The sequence below is a fragment of the Microvirga subterranea genome (assembly GCF_003350535.1).
In the GTDB taxonomy this organism is placed as follows: domain Bacteria; phylum Pseudomonadota; class Alphaproteobacteria; order Rhizobiales; family Beijerinckiaceae; genus Microvirga; species Microvirga subterranea.
In genome coordinates, this window is sequence record NZ_QQBB01000005.1 from 271731 (window position 1) to 294765 (window position 23035).

The following is a 23035-nucleotide window of genomic DNA, read 5'->3' on the forward strand; positions in this document are numbered from 1 at the left end:
CGCATAAAGCACTGAGTAAAATTGATGCCCGACTGACGTATTGAATCGGCCGCGATCCTGTAAGAGTGATGTCTGCGGCAACGAGACTTAGCTTTCAGGGCCTGACATCAACTTCGTCTTCTCAATCTCAACTTGTTCGTGAGCCCTTCGGCGGCCTCGACCTTAGGTGCGCCAAGTCACTGTTCTTGAGATAATATTCCTTTGCATGCAACCTAAAGCGATATTGCTTTAAGATCGCACCCTTTGATTGCGCTGGTCTAAAATGCAACACTATACCGAGCTTCTCTGGCGGGCGCAGTTCCGCTGGGCGGCAGGAGGGTTCGGCCTCATGACGGGCTACCCCTCTCTTTGAGCGACAACGGTGACCAGGGGAGCGGTATGGCTTTTTCACTCGAAGAGCTGATGGGATTTTTCTTCGATAATAGTGGTGGCGGAGGCATTTGGTACGGCGGCACGGGCATCAGTTACGGTCCTATTGCCAACGGCATAGCGACGGGCGGTACGTATCCCGGGGGCACGTATGAATCGGGTTCTTCATATCCGCCTTCAGGGGGGAGCGAAGCCGGCGGATCGGATGTCCCAATAAAGATAGAGGGAAAGGTTATCGTTAGTGAGCACGTCATCAACAACCAGCGATACCTCGAGGACTCCCTCGGCAAGCTTTACATCGTAAATCCTCGAGGAAAGATCTTCGTAGTTCCTGCCAATGTAAATGTAGACCTGCTGATGTCACAGGCAGAGCTCTTTAACGCTCTCCTCGAAGGTAGCATGATAGCCGTTCCTGTCGATGCCGGCACCATCTATCTACACTTAGACGGCTCCATGTACACAATGCCTACGGGCAGCGGAGTCTTCATGCCTGTTGCAGCCGGGCCTTTAGCGAGCATCGGGTGGGACTTAGCAGTCGTTGGACCTACGTGGAACGAGGGGCTCCAGCATGAACAAATGTGGGAGACCATCACGACGGACCATGGAACCTTTTGGTTGAACACATGGTTCGACGTGGCCTACGAGGCCCCTCCAGTTATGTTTGGCGGGCCTACGAATGATATACCCAGAGCCACTATTGAAGACATCTTTGGGACGGCAGTTCGGCAGGATAACCAAAACATTCTCGAGCTAGATGGCGGCGGATGGTCGAACGACACCTTCTTCATCCAGGATCCTCCACCTGCAGCCTCCCCCGATGCCGGATCAGGTGAGGTGATCCGCAAAGGCTATAGCGTCATCTTCAGTGACTACGCGGCGAGAACGGTTTACGGCACCTCCGGCAACGACGTGATCGATGAGGGAGGCTGGGTGCTGGGCGGCAAGGGTGACGACGCGATCACCGGCAATGCCTTCTCGGATACGCTCATCGGCGGCGACGGCATGGACACGCTCAACGGTGCGGCCGGAGACGACACCATTGATGGCGGCGCCGATGCCGACGTGATCAATGGAGGCGACGGAGATGATCTGCTCGACGGCAATACCGGAAGCGACGTCCTCAACGGCGGCGCGGGAGCTGACACCTTCGTGGGTGGCGACGGTTGGGACCAGGTGAACTACACCGACTCCCAAATGAGCGTGATCGTCGACCTCGAGAATGTTATCACCGCCGGCGGCGCCGAAGGAGACCGGTTCAACGGCATCGAGGCCGTCGCCGGTTCGGCCTACGGCGACCAACTCCTCGGCAACGGCCAGAACAACAACCTCATCGGCGGCGGCGGCGACGACTACATGGACGGCCGCGCGGGCACCGACTGGCTCTTCGGCGAAGCCGGCAACGATACGCTGGCAGGTGGTCTTGGAGGTGACTTCCTGCTCGGCGGCGCCGGCACCGACACGGCCGACTACCGCAATGCGCTTGCGGGCGTGACCGCAAATCTCGCCACCGGCGGCACGGGCGGCGAGGCGGATGGGGATCGATTCTATGATATCGAGAACATCTCCGGCTCGAACCACGACGATCAACTCACCGGCGATGCGGGCGCGAACACGCTCTCGGGCAGGGACGGCGCGGATCTGCTCGATGGTGGAGACGGCGACGACATCCTGATCGGCGGCGACGGTGCCGACACGCTGATCGGCGGCGACGGCTGGGACACGGCCTCCTATGCCGGCTCCACGTCCGGCGTGACGGTGAGCCTGGCCACGGGCAACGCCGAAGGCGACGTGTTCAGCGGCGTCGAGGGGCTCGCCGGCACCGAGTTCGACGATCATCTGAGCGGTGATGCGGCCTCCAACGTGCTCGTGGGCGCAGGCGGCGGCGATTACCTCGACGGCGGGGACGGCCACGATGCGCTCTATGGCGGCGCGGGCCACGATACGCTCATTGGCGCAGCCGGCGACGACGCGATGAACGGCGATGACGGCAACGACTTCCTCGATGGCGGCTCCGGTGACGACACCGCCTCGGGCGGCGCCGGCAGCGACGTCATCACCGGCGGCTCCGGCCATGACGTGCTCGACGGCGGCGACGGCAACGACACGCTGGTGGGCGGCCATGGCAACGACACGCTCGTGGGTGGGGCCGGCGCCAATACACTCGACGGCGGCGCCGGCTTCGACATCGCCTCCTATGCGGGCGCGTCGGCGGGCGTCGTGGTGAGCCTCGCGCCGGGCGCGAAGGCGCAGGCCGACAGCTTCACCGGCATCGAGGGGCTGTCGGGCTCGTCCCATGCCGACCGGCTCACGGGCGATGCGAACGGCAACCTGCTGGAGGGCCATTCGGGCGACGACACGCTCGAAGGCGGAGACGGCGCCGACACGCTCGCGGGTGGGGCAGGTCTCGACACCGTGTCCTATGCGGATGCGGCGTCGGGCGTGGCGGCGAGCCTCGTCGACGGCGGCACGGACGGCGCCGCGGCCGGAGACGTGTTCGAGAGCATCGAGAACCTGTCCGGTTCGGCCCATGGCGATCAGCTCACGGGCGATGGGGGCGGAAACGTACTCTCGGGCCAGGCGGGCGACGATCTGCTCGACGGAGATGCCGGCAACGATACGCTCGACGGCGGGGCCGGCTGGGATACGGCCACCTATCAGGATGCGCAGGCGGGCGTGGTCGCAAGCCTCGCGGTAGGCGGCAGCGGCGGGGAGGCGGCCGGCGACACGTTCAGCGGCGTCGAGGCGCTCGTCGGCTCGTCCTACGACGACCGGCTCACGGGCGACGATGCAGCCAACGTTCTATCCGGCGCGGGCGGCAACGACGTGCTGAGCGGCGGCCGGGGCAATGACAGCCTCGACGGCGGCATCGGCAACGACACGCTGACCGGCGGCGACGGGGCCGACGCGCTCACCGGGGGCCTCGGCTTCGACATGGCGAGCTACCAAGGCGCCGGCGCCGGCGTGGTGGCGAGCCTGGCGAGCGGCGGCACGGGCGGCGATGCGGCCGGCGACACGTTCGTCGGCATCGAGGGGCTGATCGGCTCAGGCCATGGCGACCGCCTCACCGGCAATGCGGGCCACAACCTGCTGGTCGGCTATGGCGGCGACGACGTGCTGAGCGGCGGGGGTGGCAACGACACCCTCGACGGCGGCGAGGGCTTCGACATCGCGGATTATTCCACGGCGTCGGCGAGCCTGAACCTCGACCTCTCCGGCGGCAATTCGGGCACTGTCCTGATCTCGATCGAAGGGCTCACCGGGTCGGCTTTCGACGACGTGCTTGCCGGCAACGGCGCGGCCAACCTGCTCGACGGCGGGGCCGGCAACGACGTCCTGCGCGGCAGCGACGGCAACGATACGCTGACCGGTGACCGCGGCAGCGACATCTTCGTGTTCGACGCGCTGCTGAATGGTGCCGGTAACGTCGATGCGGTGACGGACTTCGACTTCCGCGAGGACCGGATCCAGCTCGACAGCGGCATCTTCACCGGCCTTCGCTCGGGCCCGCTCGATGCGGCAGCCTTCACGTTGGACAAGAATGCCACGACTGCGGACCACCGCATCATCTACCATGCGGAAACGGGCGAGCTGTTCTACGACGCGGACGGCACAGGGCGGATCGAACAGGTGAAGTTCGCGGTTCTCGTTCCGGGCACCGTTCTCAGCGCGGATCTGTTCATGATCGCCTGACGTTCGCACGCAGGATAACGTGACCACAGGGCGCGGCGCCGGAAGGCGCCGCGCCTTTTCGCATTCGGAGCGGACGTCCGGTGCCGCGGGCCACGCTCCGTCCAGGGGACTGTCGGGGGTTGCCGTGGGCCGGGAACGTTCGATAATCATCCGGGTTCGCTGAAACCGCCTGCCACGCCCTACCGGCCGGAGATCACCCAATGGCTCAACCCGCATCGGAGCACCCTGACCCCTTTTCCTGGCTGGAGGAGGTGGAGGGCGAGGCGGCTCTCGGCTGGGTGCGCTCCCGCAACGAGGCGACCGGAGCGGTACTCCGCGACGCTGCCTTCGAGGCCGACGTCGACGCGATCTACGAACTCTCCACCCGGCCCGACAACATCCCGTTCGTCACGCGGCGGCACGGGATGCTCTACAATTTCTGGCAGGACGCGAACCACGTGCGCGGCCTGTGGCGGCGGACCACCCTGGAGGAGTACCGCAAGCCCGAACCCCACTGGGAGACGGTGCTCGACCTCGACGCGCTGGCGCAGGCGGAGGGACAGGACTGGGTCTGGAAGGGCTGCTCGACTCTCGAGCCGGAGCACCGGCTCGGCCTCGTCAGTCTGTCCCGCGGCGGCGCGGATGCGGTCGTCACGCGGGAGTTCGACCTCGTCGAGAAGCGCTTCGTCGAAGGCGGCTACGATCTGCCGGAAGCCAAGGGCGGCGCGGCTTGGGTCGATGCCGACACGCTGCTGGTCGCCAAGACCCTGGGCGAGAGCGCCGCCACGACTTCGGGCTATTCGCGCACGGTGCGCCTGTGGCGGCGCGGCACGGATTTTGCGCAGGCTCCGCTCGTGTTCGAGGGCGAGACGACGGACGTCGCGGTCTCGGCGGCGGTCGATCATGAGCCCGGCTTCGAGCGTACCTTCTACCGGCGCCAGATCACCTTCGAGGAGGGGATCAGCTACGTGGCGTACGGGGACGGGCCGCCCGTGGCGATCGATCTCCCGCTCGACGCCCGCTTCGACGTGGAGCGGGACTGGATGGTCGTGAAGCTGAAGAGCGACTGGGTCCTGCCTGAGGCCACCCATCCGGCGGATTCGCTTCTGGCGATCAGCTTCGCGCGCTTCCTCGAAGGCGATCGCGCCTTCGAGGTCCTGTTCCGGCCCTCCGCCCGGCGGGTGCTCGAGGGCTTCTGGTGGACGAAGTCGCGGCTCGTCCTCACGGTGCTCGACAACCTCGCCAGCCAGATCTGGCTCGCCACGCCGGGAGAGCCCTGGAGCCAGGAGCGCCTCGGCGGGGTGCCCGAAACGGCGACGCTGCACGCGATGCCGCTCGACTCCGGCCAACTCGAGCGCACGGACGAGTTCCTGCTGGTGATCGCGAGCTATGTCGAGCCGACCAAGCTCGCCCTCGTGGCCCCGGAGACCCGGATCGAGATCCTGAAGGAGGCCCCATCCGCCTTCGACGCCGCGGGCCTGGAGGTGACGCGCCATGAGGTCGGCTCGGTCGACGGGGAGCGCATTCCCTACTTCGAGATCGGCCCCAAGGGCCGCACCGGCCCGCGCCCGACGGTGCTCTACGGCTATGGCGGCTTCTCGGTCTCGCTGACGCCCGGATATCTCGGTGCGATCGGCAAGGTCTGGCTGGAGAAGGGCAATGTCTGGATCGTGGCCAACATCCGCGGCGGCGGGGAGTTCGGAGCCGCCTGGCACAAGGCCGGAATGCGCGAGGCCAAGCGCCTCTCCCACGACGATTTCGCCGCCGTCGCCCGGGATCTCGTCAGGCGCGGGGTGACGACTGCGGGGCAGCTTGCCGCCTATGGCGGCTCGAACGGAGGCTTGCTCGTCGGCAACATGCTGACCCGCTATCCCGAGCTCTTCGGAGCGGTCTGGTGCACGGTGCCGCTGTTGGACATGCGTCGCTACACGAAGCTGCTCGCAGGCCCGAGCTGGGTGGCCGAATACGGCGATCCCGACAAGCCCGAGGACTGGGCCTTCATGGAAGGCTTCTCGGCCTATCACAACGTGCAGGAGGGCCGCACCTATCCGCCGGTGCTGCTCGTGACCTCGCGCCGGGACGACCGTGTCCATCCGGGACATGCCCGCAAGATGGCGGCAAAGCTCGAAGCTCTTGGGCAGTCGGTGCTGTTCTACGAGCCTGACGACGGCGGCCATGGCGCCGCCAACAAGCGGCAGGCGGCGTTCCTGTCCGCGCTGGGCTTTGCCTTCCTCAGGCGGACGATCGGCCAGCCTGCCGACGCACATCGCACTGCCGGCGCCTGATCTCTCGCCCATCGGACGTTCGTACGAGCGCATGCTCGGCTCTGCAAGGAGCGACGTTGGCCGGAGGCATTGGCAGCACGATGCACGACAATCAGGTTCATATCGATGCCGATGTCATTCGCGGGATGATCGTCGATCAGTTCCCGCAGTATCGCGATGAACGGATCGAGCGACTTGAGACGGCCGGCACCGTCAATGCAATCTTCCGGATTGGATCCCGGGTGGCGGCAAGGTTCCCCTTGCGCAAGATGGAGCCGGTCGAGTGCGCCGAGATGCTTCGCCGTGAAGCGGCAGCCATGACGGAGTTCTCGAAGCATTCCCGGTTTGCGACTCCTCGACCGTTGGGACTTGGTCGACCCGGCGTGCTCTATCCGATGCCGTGGGCGGTGCAGAGCTGGATCGAGGGTGATGTTGCAACGCCAAACGGGCTTGCGGCCTCCACGCGATTTGCCCTCGACATCGCCGACCTGATCGCGTCGTTGCGTGCAGCGGACACGCACGGTCGCCACTTCGATGGACAGGGGAGGGGCGGCAACCTTCCCGATCACGATGACTGGATGGAGGTCTGCTTCAAGAACAGCGAGGATCTCCTCGACGTTGCTCGCCTGCGTCTCATGTGGGCCCGGCTGCGGGAGCTGCCGCCGTCCGGCCCCCACGTCATGAGCCATCGGGATCTCATTCCTGCGAACCTTCTTGTGCATGGCGAACGTCTTGTGGGCGTGCTCGATGCCGGCAGCTTCGGGCCGGCCGACCCGGCGTTGGATCTCGTCGCTGCATGGCATCTTCTTGACCGCGACCGGAGGGAAATCGTGCGGGCTCATCTCGGATCGGGCGACGTCGAGTGGAAGCGCGGCGCAGCATGGGCGTTCCAGCAGGCGATGGGGCTGGTTTGGTACTACGAGCGCTCCAATCCGAGGATGAGCGCGCTCGGTCGAAACACGCTCTCCCGCCTGCTCGACGATCTTGACGTCTGAACCGAGTGGACTTCCGGCGAACGAGGCGAAGTAGGAATGCCCGCTTCCGTCAATCCGACATCGCAAGTGCCGTATCTCTCTGTGCCGTAAGAGTGCGGAAGCCATCTCGAGCCCGCAGGATGTGGCGCAGATCATGCATCCGGTGCTCTGGCGGGCCCTAAAGGTCGCTGACGCAGACGTTCGGTTCCGTACGATGCTTTCTCTCTCAATGAGAGCATCGTTCTGGCGAAAAACCGGGTCCACTTTTTCGCACTTTGCTCTAGAACGAACTCTCCTCGACGTTGCAGCTCAGGCCGAGCGAACCGGCCGTGTTGCTGACGGTCGCGAGGCATGCGTTCGCCTGGTCCGGCGGGATGAACACGGCGAAGCGCGTCACGTAGAGGTCCTGATCGGCCTCGGAGAGCTTTCGGGCTTCCAGGCGCACGATGTTCGACTCGTAGCGCTTGAAGACCTCGGCAAGCCGCGCCAGGAGCCCCGGCTGGTCGCCCCCGCCGATGGTGATGCGGTGCGTCACTTTTCCTGTCGGACCCGCGGACGAGCCGAACGGATAGGGCACCGCCCGAACCTCGGCGCCCTGGAGTGTCGGAAGCTGCTTCAGGTCGGCCTCGATCTCGCCCGCCGTCATCCCGTCCGGAAGCTCGCACAGGGCGACGAACTCGGCCCCGGACCCAAGAGCCGCGAAGGTTGTGTCGCCGAGATTGATGCCGGCGTTGAACAGGCGCTCCGCGACCTCCGCCACGAGGCCGACGCGGTCGGGACCGAGAACCGAAACCAAGGCAACCGAACTCATCCTAGCCCTCCTCGCGTGGAGGGGCATTCTGGCACCAAGGAGCGGCTTGCCGGAAGGGGCATAATTATATATACTATAACATATATAAATTCGGTGTGCCCCAGGGCACATCGGCCCTGTCCCACTCCGAATAGGGTGGAAACCAGGAACAGGATACCGCCCAAAAAGGGCGCCGGGGTAACGAGCCATGAACGGGGACAACAACCAGAATCCGAGTCAGGTGTCGCGCTTGGCGGAGATCACGGCCGTTTTCTCCGTGATCTGCGTGATCGGCGTTCTCTACCTGCCCCTCATCCTCTGACGGTCTTGCGGTCGGGCTGAGGACATCTAAGCTGGGTTCACGCCCGGAGCGGACTGGTGGTCCGCATTGCCGATGTCCCGTTGCCCCGACCGGAGACCTCCCATGGACGCCGTGTGGCCTGATCTGCCTTATGCCGACTGGCGGGAGACCGCGAGGACCCTTCAACTCTGGACCCAGGTGGTCGGAAAGGTGCGGCTCGCGCTGTCGCCCTGGCTCAATCACGGCTGGCACGTTCCGCTCTACGTGACCGCCCGCGGACTCGGAACCTCGCCCGTCCCGTTCGGGGCCGAGATCCTGGAGATCGAGTTCGATTTCATCGCCCACCGCCTCGTCGCCCGCACGAGCCGCGGGGACGAGGGGACGCTCGATCTCAAACCTCAGACCGTGGCGGATTTCTACGCAGGCGTCATGAACCTCCTGCAGGGAATGGGCGTCCGCGTGGCGATCAGCGAGATGCCCAACGAGGTCCCCGACCCGATCCGCTTCTCGGAGGACCGGATCCATTCCGCCTACGACGCTGCAGCAGCCCACCGGTTCTGGCGCGCGCTCGTGCAGGCGGACCGGGTCTTCAAGCTCTTCCGCAGCAGCTTTCTCGGCAAGGCGAGCCCGGTTCATTTCTTCTGGGGCAGCTTCGATCTTGCGGTCACGCGATTCTCGGGGAGGCCCGCTCCCCTGCATCCGGGCGGCGTTCCGGGACTGCCGGATGCGGTCACCCGCGAGGCCTACTCGCACGAGGTGAGCAGCGCCGGCTTCTGGCCGGGCAGCGAAGCCTTCCCACAGGCCGCCTTCTACTCCTACGCCTATCCGGAGCCGAAGGGATTTCGCGAGCATTCGGTGTCGCCGCCGGCCTATTTCGATGCGACCCTCGGCGAGTTCATCCTGCCCTACGAGGCCGTCCGCAGCGCAGATGCACCGGATGCGCTGCTGCTCGATTTCCTTGAGACCACCTACGCGGCAGCGGCCGAGGCCGGACGCTGGGACCGGGCGGCGCTGGAATGCCCGCTCGGGATTCCGGCGCAGCCGCGGCTCGTCGGGTAGGGCAGGGAGCCGGCTTCGTCCTTACGCCGCCGCGTCGGCGAGCGCGATGTCGGCGTGGGTGGCCTCGGTGAGCGGCAGGTGGACGAGCACGATGGTGCCGACGCCTTCCTGGCTCTTGATGCGAAGCGATCCGCCGTGGAGCTCCGTGAGCGAGCGGGCGATGGCGAGGCCAAGCCCCGAGCCCTTGTAGCTCTTCGAGAACTCGGTCTCGACCTGCTCGAAGGGCCGGCCGAGCTTCTGCAGGGCATGGGCCGGGATGCCGATGCCGTTGTCCTCCACGTAGATGTTGACCGCCTTGCCGGCTTGGCGGGTGCGAACCGTGATGCAGCCGCCCTCGCTGGTGAACTTGGTGGCGTTCTGCAGCAGGTTGACGAGGATCTGGTGCAGGGCGCGCTCGTCCGCCGGCACCACGATGTCCTCCGGGTTCACGTCGACGGCGATCGTGAGGTTTTTGGTGCGGATCTGCTCGCTCACGAGCTTGATCGCGCGCTGGATCGACGAATGGACCTCGATTGGCTGCTTGGTCAGGCTCGTGCGGCCGGCCTCGATGCGCGACATGTCGAGAATGTCGTTGATCACCGACAGCAGGTACTCGCCGCTGGAGCGGATGTCGGTGCAGTATTCCTCGTACTTCTCCGAGCCGAGCGACCCGAAGATGCCGCTCTGCATCACTTCCGCGAAGCCGATGATGGCGTTGAGCGGCGTGCGCAGCTCATGGCTCATGTTGGCGAGGAACTCGGACTTGGCGCGGTTCGCGCTCTCGGCCTGCGCCTTCTGGTCGAGGTAGCGCTCGGCGAGGTCCGCGAGCTGGTGCGTCTGCGCCTCGAGCTTCTGGCGCGACTGCTTGAGGTCGAGAACCGTCGCGATGAGTTCCTTCTCGGACTCGACGAGACGATGCTCGTGGCGTTTGAGCGCGGTGATGTCCGTGCCGACCGACACGTAGCCGCCGTCCTTGGTGCGGCGCTCGTTGATCTGGAGCCAGCGCCCGTCCTGGAGCCGCGCCTCGAAGGTGCGCGCGCCCACGTCCTGGTTCTGCGCCCGCACGAACTGGTGCTGCACCTCCGGCGGACGGCCGAGCGCCATGACATCCGCATAGCCCATGCCCTGGAGGTTCGCATCCGGCGGCAGCTCGTGCAGCTTCTGGAACTTCGAATTGCAGAGCACGAGGCGGTTGTTGGCGTCCCACAGCACGAAGGCCTCGGAGATCGCCTCGATGGCGTCGTGGAGGCGCGCATCGGCCTTGGCGGTCTTCTCCTCGAGCTTGCGCTGCTCGGTCACGTCGACTGCGATGCCCACGAGGTGGCTCGCAGCGTCGTCGGGATCGTTCATCAGCTCGGCGCGGGCACGCAGCCACACCCAGTCGCCGCTGAGGCTGCGGATGCGGAACTCGTAGTCGACCAGCGAGGTGCTGGCGGAGGCGAGCTGCTCGGCCAGGGTGTAGAGGTCCTGATCCTCGGGATGGATCATGGCGTTGACTTCGCCGAACGAGAGGAACTCGTCCTGGCGCTCGTAGCCGAGGAGTTCGTACATCGAGTCGGACCAATAGATGCGGCCGCGTCCGATGTCCCAGTCCCACAGGCCGCAGCGGCCGCGGTTGAGGGCGGAGTCGATCCGGTCGCGCACCTTCTCGCAGACCTCGTCGGCAGCGCGGGCGCGGTTGGACTGCATCACGTAGGCGATGCCGAGGCCGAGCAGCACCACGATGGTGGCGCCGAGCAGCGACACGTGGCCGATGGTGCGCGTCCACCAGCCAGAGAGAACCCGCGGCAGCGGCTGCACGACGGCGATCTGCCCATCCGATGCCGCAAGGGAGCGAACAGTGGCGATGCCGTCCTCGCCGCCTGCGAGCCGGACCGTCATCACGCCGGCGCGGTCGGCGAAGAGCGCGAGCGGCTGCGCGTCGCCCAGCACGTCGGCGAGGGTGCGCGGCGTCGCGGCCGCGGCCGGATGCGCGGCCATGATCGCGCCGGTACGATCGACGAGAAGAAGGGTGCGACTGTGGCCGAGCGTGCTCTCCGGCATGCTCTTGGCGAGCGCGGCGAGCTGCGCGGCGGCGGCGTTGCGGTCGGCCGGCGCGGCGCGGTCGCCGAACTTGGCCGCTGCAAGCGACGCGATGATGTCGATGTCGGCGATGGCGTCGACCAGCGTGTCCTTGCGGTTCTCGCGCACTTGGATCCAGGCGCTCGCCGCAAGCGTGACGAGGAAGAGGGCCAGAAGAGCGGGAACTGCAAGCCGGAGCCAGGGTTCGTATTGCTCGAGCCGCCGATAGGTGGGGTTCGCATCAGATCGCGTTACCCCGAGAATCGTACCCGCACGTGCGGGTACGCATGCGGTCACCGCCCCCGCCATGCGATGCTTCCTCCGGAACCGTTTACGTCCTTGATCGGAGGACGTGCCGCATCTCTCCGAATCACCATCAATAGAATCATGGGCGAGTGATTTGTCTAGCTATGTGATCGATGAGGTTAACAAAAAATTGAGACCGCGTTTTTCCGGTCATCCGTCCGTGGTAGACGACCGGAAACACTTTACGTTACAGGAACTTACGCGCCACGCGGTTCCTCGAGGGAACGTGCGGCTATATCGCCTACATCGCGGGAAAGATTGGGCTTTCCGGCAATGCGCTGAAGGGCGTTTTTCGCGTGCGTCTGGCGCGTCTTTTCCATCATCCGCCAGCTGCTGAACGAGGTCAGCAACCGCGCCGCGAGCTGTGGGTTCAGCTCGTCCACCTGCAGCACAATATCGGCCAGGAAGTCGTATCCCGAACCGTCCTTCGCGTTGAACCGCACCTGGTTCAGCATCGCGAAACTGCCCACGAGCGCGCGCACGCGGTTGGGATTGCCGATCGCGAAGGCCTGATGCTCCATGAGACGCCTCACGCGTTCGAGCGTGCCGTCCTCCGGGATCGCCGCCTGCAGCGTGAACCACTTGTCGAGCACGAGCGGCTCGTCGCGGTAGCGTTCCTCGAACCGGGCGAGCGCGGCCTCGCGTGCGTCGCCCGGAAGGGTCATCAGCACGCCGAGTGCTGCGAGCCGGTCCGTCATATTGCCGGCGTCGTCGACCTGCTCGACCGCAAGCTGCTCGCCCAGCGCCGCATCGGCCGCCGCCAGGAGATCGAGCGAGGCGTTCCGCAGCGCACGACGGCCCGCGCTCGCCGCGTCGGGGCTGTAGGGGCCGCGCTCGGCGAGAGAGTCGCGGAACCGATGAAGCGTTTCCCGGCAGGCTTGCCCGATGCGTCGGCGCATGGCCTTGCGGGCATGGTGAATCGCGTCGGGATCGATGTCGCGGCCGATCTCCTGCGCGATGTCCGCCTCGCTCGGAAGGGCGAGGACGAGAGCCGCGAAGGCCGGATCGTCGAGGGCGTCCGCCTCCATGAAGGCGCACAGGGCGGAGGCGAGATCCGCAAGATCGGAATCGGCGACCGCATCGCCCTTCGCCTGCGCGACGAGGAGACGCATGGCGACCGTCTGGGTCGCCTGCCAGCGGTTGAAGGCGTCGCTGTCGTGGCGGAGCAGCACGAGCAGCTCCTCGTTCGACAGGTCGAGCGACGTCCGCACCGGGGCCGAGAATTCGCGGAACAGGGACGGCACCGGCTGGGAGGTCACGCCCGTGAAGGCGAGGCTGTCGGCAGCCTTGTCGAGCAGGAAGACGCCCTGGGGGCTCACCCGATCGGAGGCGGCCTGCAGGGGCTCGCCGTCGCGGGACACGAGTCCGAGCGCGACCGGGATCGCCATCGGCTCCTTGTCCGGCTGGCCCGGCGTCGGCGGGGTCGCCTGCGTGAAGTCGAGGCGGTAGGTCTTCGCCGCCGGGTCGTAGGTTCCCGTCACGGTGACGCGGGGCGTGCCGGCCTGGGCGTACCAGCGGGCGAAATGCGACAGGTCGTGCCCGGTCACCTCCGCGAAGGCGGCGAGGAAGTCCTCCACGGTGGCGGCGGTGCCGTCGCAGCGCTCGAAATAGAGGTCCATCCCGCGCCGGAAATCCTCCGGGCCGATGATGGTCTTGAGCATGCGCACGATCTCGGCCCCCTTCTCGTAGACCGTCGCCGTGTAGAAGTTGTTGATCTCCCGGTACTGCGTCGGCCGCACCGGGTGGGAGAGGGGGCTCGCATCCTCCAGGAACTGGCGCGCCCGCAGGGTCTTCACCTCGGCGATGCGGTGCACGGGGCGCGAGCGCTCGTCGGACGAGAACTCCTGGTCGCGGAACACCGTGAGGCCCTCCTTCAGGCAGAGCTGGAACCAGTCGCGGCAGGTCACGCGGTTGCCGGACCAGTTGTGGAAGTACTCGTGCGCGATGATCGCCTCGATGTTGGCGTAGTCCACGTCCGTTGCGGTCTCCGGGCTCGCCAGCACGTACTTGTCGTTGAAGATGTTGAGGCCCTTGTTCTCCATCGCGCCCATGTTGAAGTCGGACACGGCCACGATGTTGAACACGTCGAGATCGTATTCGCGGCCGAAGACGCGCTCGTCCCAGCGCATGGAGCGCTCAAGCGCATCGAGGGCGTAGTCCGCGCGGCTCTCCTTGCCGGCCTCCACATAGATGGCGAGTTCCACCTCGCGGCCGCCCATGGTCCTGAACGTCTTGCCGACGCGGCCCAAGCGGCCGCCGACCAGCGCGAAGAGATAGGACGGCTTCGGGTGCGGATCGTGCCACACGGCATAGTGCCGGCCGGTGCCCGCGATCTCACCCGCCTCGATCCGGTTGCCGTTGCCGAGCAGGACAGGTGCCTCGTCCTTATCGGCCTCGATGCGGGTGGTGTAGACCGCCATCACGTCCGGCCGGTCGAGGAAGTAGGTGATGCGCCGGAACCCTTCCGCCTCGCACTGGGTGCAGTAGTTCCCGCTGGAGCGGTAAAGGCCCATCAGCTTGGTGTTCGAGGTCGGGTCGATCTCCGTCTCGATGGTGAGGGTGAAGGGGCCGCGCGGCGGCTGGGTGATGGTGAGCGATTGCGGCGAGGCCTCGAATTCGCTGTCGGGGAGGGGGCGGCCGTCGAGCGCGACGGATGTCAGGCTGACCTCGTCCCCGTCCAGGACCAGCGGCGCATCCGCGCGCCCCTTCGGATTCGGCCGCAGGGAAAGCGTGGCCGTGACGCGCGTCGCCGTGGGATGGAGCCGGACGTCGAGTTCGACCCGATCGATCAGGAAGTCGCTTGGCCGGTAATCCTCGAGGCGGACGATCTGGGCAATGTCGGTGCGCATCTTTCAGCTTTCGTGGGCGTCGCTCTGTCTTGTGATCTGGAGTCCCGGCCGGGTGGCGCAAGACCTCGGGATGGGGTCGGGCAATGGTTAATTTTCATTAAACATCATGAAGCTTTCCTGATGCTGGTGCAGCTTGGCCCTTGATCTTGCCGCAGGATGCGCCATCACGTAGCCGGAGAGTGACTCGATGTGATCTTTGGCTTTGGCGGCGCGACGACCCCATCCGTCATTCCGGGCTCCGCTGACGAGCCGCCCCGGAATGGCGGACCGAGATTCAACCTAGGCACCGCCCATATCGACCGCAAGAAGGGAAGACCGCCATGGAATACCTGCACACGATGGTTCGGGTTTCGGACCTCGACAAATCCCTCGATTTCTTCTGCAACAAGTTCGGCCTCGTCGAAGTCCGCAGGACGGAAAACGAGAAGGGGCGCTACACCCTCGTGTTCCTCGCCGCCCCGGGCGACGTGGACAAGGCCAAGGACTCCAAGGCGCCCCTGCTCGAGCTCACCTATAACTGGGACGAGAAGGAGTATGCCGGAGGACGGAATTTCGGTCATCTCGCCTACCGGGTCGATGACATTTATCAGACCTGCCAGAAGCTGATGGATGCGGGCGTCACCATCAACCGGCCGCCCCGCGACGGCTACATGGCCTTCGTCAAGACCCCGGACAACATCTCGATCGAGCTGCTCCAGCGCGGCGAGCCCAAGGCCCCACAGGAGCCCTGGGCCTCCATGCCCAATACGGGAACCTGGTAGGATTCAAGCGTTTCAGGCGCCCTGAGGCTCACCGTGAAAGGGCGCGGCTTGCGCGCCCAAAGATGGTGTTGGCGAAAAGCGCTTGCTCCGTCATTGTACCCGGCTCACCATAAGGAGCCGGGTCCAACCGGCGGAGGACGATAGTGACACGGGATGCGATCCGCTTCTGGCGGCATGGACGAGTTGTCGAAGTCACGGGCTTTCACCCGCGCACCACGCTTCTGGACTATTTGAGGCTCAACGAGCGCAAGCTCGGCACCAAGGAAGGCTGCGCCGAGGGCGATTGCGGCGCGTGCACCGTCGCGCTCGGGCGGGTTCGGGGCGGACGGGTGCGGTACGAACCGGTCAATGCCTGCATCCTGCTTCTCGGCCAGGTCGACGGCGCGGAGCTCGTGACCGTCGAGGATCTCGCGGTCGGGGACGATCTGCACCCGGTCCAGGCCGCCATGGTGGCGCGCCACGGCTCGCAATGCGGCTTCTGCACGCCTGGCATCGTCATGAGCCTCTTCGCGCTCTACCACGAAGGCGGGCGCCCCCTCGACCGTCAGGCGGCGAACGACGCGCTCGCGGGCAATCTGTGCCGCTGCACCGGTTACCGCCCCATCGTCGACGCAGCGCTCGACGCGTGCAGCGCGGAGGCAGGCGACCACTTCACGAAAGCGAGCGACGCGACCGTCCAGGGCCTCACGGCGCTGGCCGACGGGCGGGATCTTTTCATAGGAGACGCGGCGCGCTTCTTCGCCGCACCGGCGAGCGAGGATTCGCTCGCGGCGCTCTACGCGCAGCACCCCGACGCCACGCTGGTCGCAGGCTGCACCGATGTGGGCCTGTGGGTCACGAAAGGAATGGCCGAGCTCGACAGGGTCATCTGGCTCGGCCGCGTCGCCGGCCTCGACATCATCGAGGATTCCGACGACGCGCTCGCCATCGGCGCCACCGCAACGCATGCGCAGGCCTATTCTTCGCTCGCGCGGATCGATGCGGATCTCGGCGAGCTCATGCGGCGCTTCGGTTCGGCGCAGGTGCGCGCCTCAGGCACGGTGGGCGGCAACATCGCCAACGGCTCGCCGATCGGCGACCTCGCGCCCGCGCTGATCGCGCTGGACTCCACGATCGAGCTGCGCCGCGGCGACGCGACCCGCACCCTTCCGCTCGAAAGCTTCTTCATCGCCTATCGCCGGCAGGACCGGCAGCCCGGCGAGTACCTGCGCCGCGTCACGGTGCCGAAGCTGAAGGCGCACGAGGTCTTTCGCGCCTACAAGGTGTCGAAGCGGTTCGATGAAGACATCTCGGCCGCCATGGGGGCATTCAGGTTCACCCTCGACGGCCGCCGCGTCGCCTCCGCGCGAATCGCCTTCGGGGGCATGGCGGGAATTCCGAAGCGCGCCACGGAAACCGAGCAGGCGCTCGCCGGCATCTCGCTCGACGATCCGTCCGCCTGGGGCGAGGCGCTCGCCGCCATCGGGCGCGACTACCAGCCCCTCGACGATCATCGCGCCTCGGCCGCGTACCGTTCGACTGTGGCGCGCAACCTCCTGTTCAAGGCGTTGAGCGAGACCGCCTCCGGCCGAACCGACGCGACCCGTCTCGTCGGCGGGCGCGAGGCCCTCGAGGCCGCGGAGTAGGCGATGAACGAGCGTATCAAGATGGACGTTCCCGCCGCTTCCCCTCTCCGCCACGATGATGCGGCCGAGACCCTTCGCCACGTCCGCCAGCCGTTGCCGCACGATTCCGGCCGCAAGCACGTGCAGGGCACGGCCCAGTACATCGACGACATCCGCGAGCCCGAGGGCACGCTGCACGTCGCCATCGGCCAGTCGCCGAAGGCGCGCGGGCGGCTGATCTCCCTCGACGTCTCCGCCGGGCGCGCGGTGCCGGGCGTCGTTGCGGTGCTCACCGCCGACGACATTCCGGGCAAGAACGACGTGTCGCCCGCCTTCGGCGACGACCGGCTCTTCGTCGAGGACGTGATCGACTTCCTCGGCCAGGCGGTGTTCGCGGTGGTCGCGACGAACCGCGACGTGGCGCGTCGCGCCGTGAAGCTCGCCGTGATGGAGATCGAGCACGAGCGTCCCAGCATCACCGTCGAAGATGCGCTGGAGCGCGGCGAGACCGTGCTGCCGGACTACGCCTTCGGACGCGGCGACGCCAATGCGGCGATTGCGGCTTCGCCGCGCTCGCTCGCAGGCCAGTTCCGCGTCGGCGGGCAGGAGCATTTCTATCTCGAAGGACAGGTCGCGCTCGCCATTCCGGGCGAGGACGGCGACGTTCACGTTTATTCCTCGACGCAGCATCCGAGCGAGGTGCAGCACGTGGTTGCGCGCGTGCTCGACATCCCCGATTCTTATGTGGTCTGCGAGACGCGCCGCATGGGCGGCGGCTTCGGCGGCAAGGAGAGCCAGGCGACGCAATGGGCCGTGACGGCGGCGCTCGCGGCGCGTGTCACCGGGCGTCCGTGCAAGCTGCGCCTCGACCGCGACGACGACTTCATCCTCACCGGCAAGCGCCACGACTTCCGCTGCGACTGGAGCGTCGGCTTCGACGAGGACGGGCGCATTCAGGGCTATGCGGTGGAGCTTCTCGCCCGCTGCGGCTGCTCGGCCGATCTCTCCGGCGGCGTCGTCGACCGCGCCATGTTCCATGCCGACAACGCCTATTGGATGCCGGCGGTGCATGTGGGCTCGAAGCGGCTCAAGACCAACACCGTGTCGAACACCGCCTTCCGCGGGTTCGGCGGACCGCAAGGGATGCTCGCGGCCGAGCATGTGATGGACCAGATCGCCTGGGCGACGGGGCGCGACCCGCTCGACGTGCGCTACGCGAACTTCTACCGCCCTGGAGGCAACCACACGCCCTTCGGCATGGAGGTGGAGGAGACCGACACGCTCCTCGGCCTCGTGCAGAATCTGGAGCGCAGCTCCGACTACCGCGCACGGCGCCAGGAGATCGCCGCCTTCAACGCGTCCTCGCCGATCATGAAGCGTGGGCTGGCGCTGACCCCGGTGAAGTTCGGCATCAGCTTCACGCTCACCCATCTCAACCAGGCGGGCGCGCTCGTGCACGTCTATCAGGACGGGTCCGTGCACCTCAACCACGGCGGCACCGAGATGGGGCAGGGGCTCTACATCAAGGTGGCGCAGGTGGTGGCGGAGGAGTTCGGCATCGCCATGGAGCGCGTGCGCATCACCGCGACCACCACCGCGAAGGTGCCGAACACGTCCCCAACCGCCGCCTCGTCAGGATCGGACCTCAACGGCATGGCGGCGCGGGTCGCGGCGGGCGCCATCAAGCGCCGCATGATCGCCCACGCGGCGAAGGCTTACGACGTGCCGGAGGAGCAGGTCGAGTTCCGCGACGACCGCGTGTTCATCGGCAACGAGAGCCTGTCCTTCACCGAGCTCGCGAGGAAATGCATCCAGGCCCGCGTGGCGCTTTCCGAGGCGGGCCACTACGCCACGCCGAAGATCACCTGGAACCGCGACAAGGCGACGGGCCGCCCGTTCTTCTACTTCGCGTACGGGGCGGCCTGCTCCGAGGTGATCGTCGACACCCTGACCGGCGAGAACCGCCTGCTGCGGGCGGACATCCTCCACGACGTCGGCAAGTCGCTGAACCCCGCCATCGACATCGGCCAGATCGAAGGAGGCTTCGTTCAGGGCATGGGCTGGCTCACCACCGAGGAACTGGTGTTCAACAGCGAGGGACGCCTGCTCACGCACGCCCCCTCCACCTACAAGATCCCGGTCGCGTCCGACGTGCCGGCGGATTTCCGCGTTGCGCTCTATCCCAACGCCAACCGGGAGGAGACGATCTACCGGTCGAAGGCGGTGGGCGAGCCGCCGATCATGCTGGCGAACAGCGTCTTCTGCGCGCTCGCCGATGCGGTGCATTCGCTCGATCCGTCGAAGGCCGTTCCGCTCGATGCGCCGGCGACCCCGGAGGCGATCCTGCGCGCCTGCGAGGCCCTGCGCGGGAGGCCCATGGGGTGAAAGTCTGGCACCAGCTTGCGGAGCTCGTCCGCCGCCACGACGCGGCGGCCCTCGTCAGCGTCCACGACGTGAAGGGATCGGCCCCGCGCGAGGCCGGCGCCTGCATGGTCGTGCGCCGCGACGGGGCGTTCCACGGCACCATCGGCGGCGGCCAGCTCGAATTCCTGATGCTCGACATCGCCCGCGGCATGCTGGAGCGCCATGAGCGCCCGGCGCGCTTCGTCGATCAGGCGCTCGGCCCCGATCTCGGCCAGTGCTGCGGCGGGCGGGTCAAGATCCTCATCGAGACCTTCGGCAAGCAGGACCTGGAGGACATCGACTCCCTCGTCGAGGCCGAGGAGGAGGGCGAGTTCGAGGTCGAATGCCGCCTGGTGGACGGTCGCGTCGTGCGCGACCTGTCCTCGGCGGTCGGCGACGACAAGGGCACCCAATGGCGCGAGACCCACGGGGAGAACCGGACGCCGGTGCTCATCTTCGGGGCAGGCCATGTCGGCCGTGCCCTCGTGCTGGCGCTGGCGCCGCTGCCGTTTGCCGTCCGCTGGCTCGACGACCGGGAAGGGGCCTTCCCGTCCCACATGCCCGCCAACGCGACGGCGGTGCGCATGCAGGATCCGGCCGCCGAGATCGCCAACGCGCCCGCCAATGCGGTCGTCCTGGTCATGACCCACGACCACCCCCTCGACATGGCGATCACGGAGGCGGCGCTCCGCCGGGGCTTCCCGTATGTGGGCCTGATCGGCAGCGCCACGAAGCGGGCGCGGTTCGAGAAGCGGTTCCGGGAGATGGGCCTGTCCGACCGGCAGATCCGCGCCTTGGTCTGCCCGATCGGGCTTCCCGGCATCAAGGCCAAGGAGCCGGCGGTGATCGCGGCTTCCGTTGCGGCACAACTCCTCCAGGTGCGGGAGCGGCGCTCGTCCGTGTTAAATTTCTCGCGTCCGGCCGCCGCAAACGATAAAACCGCCCTATGACACACGACCAAGCAGAAGATCAGCGCCATCTCGCCCGCGCTGTCGCTCTTTCGCGCGAGCACATGCACGAAGGCGCCGGCGGCCCATTCGGGGCCGTGATCGTGCGCGACGGCAAGGTGCTGGCCGAGGGCTGGAACCGGGTGACCTCCACCAACGACCCGACGGCGCATGCCGAGGTGACGGCGATCCGCCGCGCCTGCGAGGCGGTGGGCGATTTCGCGCTCCACGGCGCCACCCTCTATACGAGCTGCGAGCCGTGCCCCATGTGTCTGGCCTCCGCCTACTGGGCCCGGGTGTCCCGGATCGTCTACGCCAACACCCGGCAGGATGCGGCCGAGATCGGCTTCGACGACAGCCTGATCTACGACGAGATCCCGAAGGATCCGACCGAGCGCCTCATCCCCATGGACCACCTGCCGAGCCTGGAGGCCAGAGCGGTGTTCGAGGCCTGGGCGAACAAGCCCGACAAGGTCTCCTATTAAAGAAACCGCCTGCCCATCCTATCTCAAGAACCAGACCGTCAACCTCCCGAGGCCCCAGCCATGCCCCGCGTCACCACCATCGTCCGCAAGCCCGCCGTGAAGGCCGACCGCGTCGTCGACACGATCACCCTCGACCACGCGGCCCGCAACCGCCGCGAGGGCGTGCTGAAAGGCGAGGGCGGGACCGAGATCCGGCTCGACCTCGACATGGAGACCACCATCAACGACGGCGACGCCCTGCGGCTCGAGGACGGGCGCCTCGTCCAGGTGAAGGCCGCGCCGGAGCGCCTGCTGGAGGTGAAGGCCGAGAACCCCTTGCGCCTCACGCGCCTCGCCTGGCATCTCGGCAGCCAGCACGGCCTCGTCGAGGTGGCGGCGGATGCGATCTACGTGGAGAACGACCCCGTGATCGCCGAGCTGGTGCGCGGGCAGGGCTGCACCGCGACCCCGGTCGAGCGCCCGTTCCGGCCAGAGCGCAGCGCCCACCATTGCGACCACGATCACGGCCACGGACATCACCACCACGGCCATGCGCATGGTCATTCCCATGGGCATGAGCACGATCATGGCCACGCCCATGCCCACGCTCACGTCCATCACGACCACAAGCATGATCATGATCACCACCACGATCACGATCATGGCCACGAGCACGGCCCGGGCTGCGGATGCGGCCACCATCACGGGCACAAGCACGACCACTGACCGGCTCTACCGGACGCCGCCATGTCCAAGACCACCCGCGCCACGCAGGCCCTGCAGCAGACGGGCGTGTCCTTCACGGTCCACGCCTACGATTACGACCCGAACGCCGAGCGCATCGGCCTCCAGGCCGCGGAGGCGCTCGGCGCGGACCCGTCGAGCGTGCTCAAGACCCTCATGGTGACGGTGGACGGCAAGCCCGCCTGCGCGGTCGTGCCCTCGGACCGCGAGGTGAACCTGAAGAAGCTCGCGGCGGCTCTCGGCGGCAAGACCGCCCAGATGATGAAGCCGGCCGATGCGGAGCGCATGACCGGCTACCACGTGGGCGGCATCAGCCCGTTCGGGCAGAAGAAGAGGGTGCCGACCCTGATCGAGGAGACGGCCCTGGCGCACGAGAGCGTCTTCATCAACGGCGGCCAGCGCGGCCTTCAGGTCCGTCTCGCCCCGCAGGATGCAGCCAGGGCGCTGGACGCGAAGGCCGTCGCCCTGGTCTGACGCCCTCGGGCTAGAAGTGGAAATCTCCGAGCCCGAGCTTGTGGACGAGCGTCTCGATCTGCGGCGTCGCGACGGGCACGTGGTGGGCCACCTGGGCCGCGTAGCCGGCCAGCAGGTCCGCCACGTTCGTGTTGTGGTGCCCCGGCTCCGCCCATGCCGCCTCGACGGCCTCCACCAGCAGGGTCTTCGCCTCCTTGACCGGGAACGTGAAGGCGACGTTGCCGAGGGGGAGGTTCAGGTCTCCCGGCGGCAGGCCCTTCAGATCGGCTGCGAGGTCCAGGAGCTTGTCCGCCGCGAGCGCTCCGAGGCGGCCGTGGCCGGTCGCCAGTTCGCCGGAGGTCTTCTCGAGCCAGCTTGCCAGGCCGGCTACCTCCTGCGCGTCCGGCTGGATGCTGCCCTGCTTGATCAGGCTCACGGCCTTGTCGATCGCCTTCGGCAGGTTGAGCTTGGCGAGGTATTCCGGGTGGTGGTCGTGCACGACGATGCGCCCGATGATTCCGATGATCGCGGCGCCCGCATAGAGATCGCCTTCACCCGTGACGGCATTGGCCGGCAGGGCCATGATGCCCTTGATCAGCGCGACATCCGCCTTCGCCTCGGCGCGAAGGTTGGGCGCGTTGCGGATGGCGATGTCGTGCTTGCGAAAGAGCGCGTCGAGCGGATCGACCGGCGTCGCCGTGAAGCTCGGCGCCTCGTCGGGGCCGAGCAGGATGCCGCCGGCATAGTCCGGGCCGCCGTAGAGGCCGTAGGTCGGCACCTGAAGGTCCTGGTCGTCCGGAGCCAGTACAAGCCAGTTGATGGGCATCGTTCCCCCTTGTGACACAATCGTTTCCGGCCGATGCAAAGGATCCGTCGGCCGCCTTTCGCCGAGGAGAGGGGCGCAATCGGGCGAGATTGCGGTGACGCGGATGCGGGCGGTCCCGTGGGAAAACTACGTACCTCTTTCGGGGTGGACCCGGCGGATCGTCTCCGCATCGGGCGTCAACGGATCTGGACCTTCCCGGTGGCGCATGACTG

Annotated in this window: 15 protein-coding genes; 11 read left to right on the plus strand and 4 right to left on the minus strand. The window is 66.8% G+C overall.

Annotation, left to right across the window (positions count from 1 at the left end; genetic code table 11):
• Positions 1-1203: 1203 nt before the first annotated feature.
• The 3 genes from DES45_RS26075 to DES45_RS14600 all read left to right on the plus strand — a co-directional run bounded on the left by DES45_RS26075 (position 1204) and on the right by DES45_RS14600 (position 7297).
• Complete coding sequence (locus DES45_RS26075) at positions 1204-4059, plus strand: beta strand repeat-containing protein (protein ID WP_170151512.1); 2856 nt, start codon at positions 1204-1206, stop codon at positions 4057-4059.
• A gap of 200 nt (positions 4060-4259) precedes the next feature.
• Complete coding sequence (locus DES45_RS14595; protein WP_114770747.1) at positions 4260-6323, plus strand: prolyl oligopeptidase family serine peptidase; 2064 nt, start codon at positions 4260-4262, stop codon at positions 6321-6323.
• Between the two features lie 80 nt (positions 6324-6403).
• Complete coding sequence (locus tag DES45_RS14600) at positions 6404-7297, plus strand: aminoglycoside phosphotransferase family protein (protein ID WP_114770748.1); 894 nt, start codon at positions 6404-6406, stop codon at positions 7295-7297.
• A 259-nt stretch (positions 7298-7556) separates the two neighbouring features.
• On the opposite strand, the gene DES45_RS14605 is transcribed toward DES45_RS14600, so the two are convergent.
• The gene (locus tag DES45_RS14605; RefSeq protein ID WP_114770749.1) at positions 7557-8087 is read right to left on the minus strand and encodes a glycine cleavage system transcriptional repressor; all 531 of its coding nucleotides are present in this window, start codon (positions 8085-8087) and stop codon (positions 7557-7559) included.
• Between the two features lie 403 nt (positions 8088-8490).
• Here DES45_RS14605 and DES45_RS14610 point away from each other — a divergent pair, with 403 nt between their 5' ends.
• A complete protein-coding gene (locus tag DES45_RS14610) occupies positions 8491-9426 on the plus strand; it encodes a DUF5996 family protein (RefSeq protein ID WP_114770750.1) in 936 nt (311 codons plus the stop codon).
• 21 nt (positions 9427-9447) lie between these two features.
• Here DES45_RS14610 and DES45_RS14615 read toward each other — a convergent pair whose 3' ends face one another.
• Positions 9448-11775: a PAS domain-containing sensor histidine kinase gene (locus DES45_RS14615; RefSeq protein WP_114770751.1), complete on the minus strand. Its 2328-nt coding sequence runs from the start codon at positions 11773-11775 to the stop codon at positions 9448-9450.
• A gap of 194 nt (positions 11776-11969) precedes the next feature.
• Positions 11970-14621 carry an aminopeptidase N gene (pepN, locus tag DES45_RS14620; protein ID WP_114770752.1) on the minus strand — a complete coding sequence of 884 codons (2652 nt, stop codon included), beginning with the start codon at positions 14619-14621 and terminating at the stop codon, positions 11970-11972.
• 320 nt (positions 14622-14941) lie between these two features.
• Between pepN and DES45_RS14625 the strand changes: the two genes are divergently transcribed.
• The 7 genes from DES45_RS14625 to ybaK all read left to right on the plus strand — a co-directional run bounded on the left by DES45_RS14625 (position 14942) and on the right by ybaK (position 22018).
• On the plus strand, positions 14942-15382 hold the full coding sequence (locus tag DES45_RS14625) for a VOC family protein (protein WP_114770753.1): 441 nt from the start codon (positions 14942-14944) through the stop codon (positions 15380-15382).
• 143 nt (positions 15383-15525) lie between these two features.
• Entirely contained in the window at positions 15526-17007 is a 1482-nt protein-coding gene (xdhA, locus tag DES45_RS14630; RefSeq protein ID WP_114770754.1) for a xanthine dehydrogenase small subunit, read from the plus strand.
• A 3-nt stretch (positions 17008-17010) separates the two neighbouring features.
• Positions 17011-19371 carry a xanthine dehydrogenase molybdopterin binding subunit gene (gene xdhB, locus DES45_RS14635; RefSeq protein ID WP_170151513.1) on the plus strand — a complete coding sequence of 787 codons (2361 nt, stop codon included), beginning with the start codon at positions 17011-17013 and terminating at the stop codon, positions 19369-19371.
• Positions 19368-20339 carry a xanthine dehydrogenase accessory protein XdhC gene (gene xdhC / locus DES45_RS14640; RefSeq protein ID WP_114770755.1) on the plus strand — a complete coding sequence of 324 codons (972 nt, stop codon included), beginning with the start codon at positions 19368-19370 and terminating at the stop codon, positions 20337-20339. Before xdhB ends, xdhC begins: the two co-directional genes overlap by 4 nt.
• Positions 20336-20821, plus strand: coding sequence for a nucleoside deaminase (locus DES45_RS14645; protein WP_114770756.1), 486 nt, complete (start codon positions 20336-20338; stop codon positions 20819-20821). Before xdhC ends, DES45_RS14645 begins: the two co-directional genes overlap by 4 nt.
• Positions 20822-20881: 60 nt before the next feature.
• Complete coding sequence (locus tag DES45_RS14650; protein ID WP_114770757.1) at positions 20882-21526, plus strand: urease accessory protein UreE; 645 nt, start codon at positions 20882-20884, stop codon at positions 21524-21526.
• A 21-nt stretch (positions 21527-21547) separates the two neighbouring features.
• Positions 21548-22018: a Cys-tRNA(Pro) deacylase gene (gene ybaK / locus DES45_RS14655; protein ID WP_114770758.1), complete on the plus strand. Its 471-nt coding sequence runs from the start codon at positions 21548-21550 to the stop codon at positions 22016-22018.
• Between the two features lie 10 nt (positions 22019-22028).
• Here the strand turns inward: ybaK and DES45_RS14660 are convergent, their stop codons facing one another.
• Positions 22029-22823: a hypothetical protein gene (locus tag DES45_RS14660; protein ID WP_114770759.1), complete on the minus strand. Its 795-nt coding sequence runs from the start codon at positions 22821-22823 to the stop codon at positions 22029-22031.
• Between the last annotated feature and the right edge of the window lie 212 nt (positions 22824-23035).

What these genes read in the sequence shown, in the direction of transcription:
- DES45_RS14660 (WP_114770759.1), bottom strand. Translation starts at nt 22,823, where the DNA reads ATGCCCATCAACTGGCTTGTACTGGCTCCGGACGACCAGGACCTTCAG.
- DES45_RS14605 (WP_114770749.1), bottom strand. Translation starts at nt 8,087, where the DNA reads ATGAGTTCGGTTGCCTTGGTTTCGGTTCTCGGTCCCGACCGCGTCGGC.
- DES45_RS14595 (WP_114770747.1), top strand. Translation starts at nt 4,260, where the DNA reads ATGGCTCAACCCGCATCGGAGCACCCTGACCCCTTTTCCTGGCTGGAG.
- DES45_RS14625 (WP_114770753.1), top strand. Translation starts at nt 14,942, where the DNA reads ATGGAATACCTGCACACGATGGTTCGGGTTTCGGACCTCGACAAATCC.
- ybaK (WP_114770758.1), top strand. Translation starts at nt 21,548, where the DNA reads ATGTCCAAGACCACCCGCGCCACGCAGGCCCTGCAGCAGACGGGCGTG.
- DES45_RS14615 (WP_114770751.1), bottom strand. Translation starts at nt 11,775, where the DNA reads ATGGCGGGGGCGGTGACCGCATGCGTACCCGCACGTGCGGGTACGATT.
- xdhB (WP_170151513.1), top strand. Translation starts at nt 17,011, where the DNA reads ATGAACGAGCGTATCAAGATGGACGTTCCCGCCGCTTCCCCTCTCCGC.
- DES45_RS14610 (WP_114770750.1), top strand. Translation starts at nt 8,491, where the DNA reads ATGGACGCCGTGTGGCCTGATCTGCCTTATGCCGACTGGCGGGAGACC.
- pepN (WP_114770752.1), bottom strand. Translation starts at nt 14,621, where the DNA reads ATGCGCACCGACATTGCCCAGATCGTCCGCCTCGAGGATTACCGGCCA.
- DES45_RS14645 (WP_114770756.1), top strand. Translation starts at nt 20,336, where the DNA reads ATGACACACGACCAAGCAGAAGATCAGCGCCATCTCGCCCGCGCTGTC.
- DES45_RS14650 (WP_114770757.1), top strand. Translation starts at nt 20,882, where the DNA reads ATGCCCCGCGTCACCACCATCGTCCGCAAGCCCGCCGTGAAGGCCGAC.
- DES45_RS14600 (WP_114770748.1), top strand. Translation starts at nt 6,404, where the DNA reads ATGCACGACAATCAGGTTCATATCGATGCCGATGTCATTCGCGGGATG.